Origin of the sequence: Microbispora sp. CL1-1 (assembly GCF_012034195.1) — a bacterium.
Classification (GTDB): domain Bacteria; phylum Actinomycetota; class Actinomycetes; order Streptosporangiales; family Streptosporangiaceae; genus Microbispora.
In genome coordinates, this window is the sequence record NZ_JAATEK010000124.1 from 1 (window position 1) to 1,483 (window position 1,483).

General features: G+C 69.7%; 1 protein-coding gene. It reads left to right on the top strand.

The genetic code is table 11. From position 1 onward, the window contains the following. A partial coding sequence (locus HCK04_RS40210) for a sugar ABC transporter ATP-binding protein (RefSeq protein WP_205831291.1) occupies positions 1-1,483 on the top strand: 1,483 nt, incomplete at both ends.

Below are 1,483 nucleotides of genomic sequence, written 5' to 3' on the forward strand. Positions count from 1 at the left end.
ATCGTCAAGCAGTTTCCCGGCGTACGTGCGCTGGATGGTGTGGACCTGGAGGTCAGGGCTGGTGAGGTGCACTGCCTGCTCGGGCAGAACGGGGCCGGGAAGTCCACGCTGATCAAGATCTTGTCGGGTGCGCATGCGCCGGATGAGGGGGAGGTGCTGCTGGACGGCTCGCCCGTGCGGCTGGCGCCGCCGACCGCGGCGATGGGGCATGGCATCGCGACGATCTATCAGGAGCTCGACCTGGTGGACGGGTTGAGCGTGTCGGAGAACATCTTCTTGGGTCATGAGCCGGCGCGGCTGGGGTTTTCGCGGCGGGGTGAGGCCGATCGGGCGGCGGCGCAGTTGCTGGGCCGGTTGGGGCATGGGGAGATCCGGCCGCGGACCGAGGTGGGCCGGTTGTCGCCGGCGCACAAGCAGATCGTGAGCATGGCGCGGGCGTTGTCGCATTCGGCCCGGTTGATCATCATGGACGAGCCGTCGGCGGCGTTGGCCCATGACGAGGTGGCCAATCTGTTCCGGGTGATCCGTGATCTCACCTCGCAGGGGGTGGCGGTGATCTACATCTCCCATCGTTTGGAGGAGATCCGGGAGATCGGGGATCGGGTCACGGTGTTGAAGGACGGGCGGACGGTCGCGGTGGGGTTGTCGGCCAAGGACACTCCGACCGGGCAGATCGTGGCGTTGATGACGGGCCGGAATGTGGAGTATGTGTTCCCGCCGCGGCCGGGCCGGGATGTCCATGAGGGGCGGCCGGAGGTGCTGCGGGTGGAGGGGCTGACGCTGCCGGGCCGGTTCGCGGATGTGTCGTTCAGTGTGCGGGCGGGGGAGATCGTCGGGCTGGCGGGGCTGGTCGGGTCGGGTCGTAGTGAGATCGTCGAGGCGATCTACGGGGCGCGGCGGGCGAGCGGCCGGGTGGTGCTGGATGGCCGGGTGGTGCGTGGGGGCAGCACGACGCGGGCGGTGCGGATGGGGATGGGCCTGGCGCCGGAGGAGCGTAAGGCGCAGGCGTTGCTGCTGGATCATCCGGTGGCGCAGAACATCACGCTGGCGAGTTTGAGCCGGTACACCAGGCCGCGGTGGCTGGGGTGGCTGGATCGGCGGGCGGAGCTGGCCGAGGCGACGCGGTTGGCGCAGGCGCTGGATATTCGTCCGCCGGATCCGCGGCGTCCGGTGCGGACGTTGTCGGGGGGCAACCAGCAGAAGGCGGTGCTGGGGCGGTGGCTGGCCGAGGACCGCAAGTTGTTGTTGCTGGACGAGCCGACGCGTGGGGTGGATGTCGGGGCGCGGGCGGAGTTGTACGCGTTGGTGCGCCGGCTGGCCGATGACGGCATCGGGGTGGTGCTGGTGTCCAGTGAGGTGCCCGAGGTGCTGGGGCTGGCCGATCGGGTGCTGGTGGTGCGTGAGGGCCGGATCGTGCACGAGGCCCCGGCCGAGGACCTGGACGAACACCGCGTGCTCGACCTCGTGATGGTCTCCACCGAAC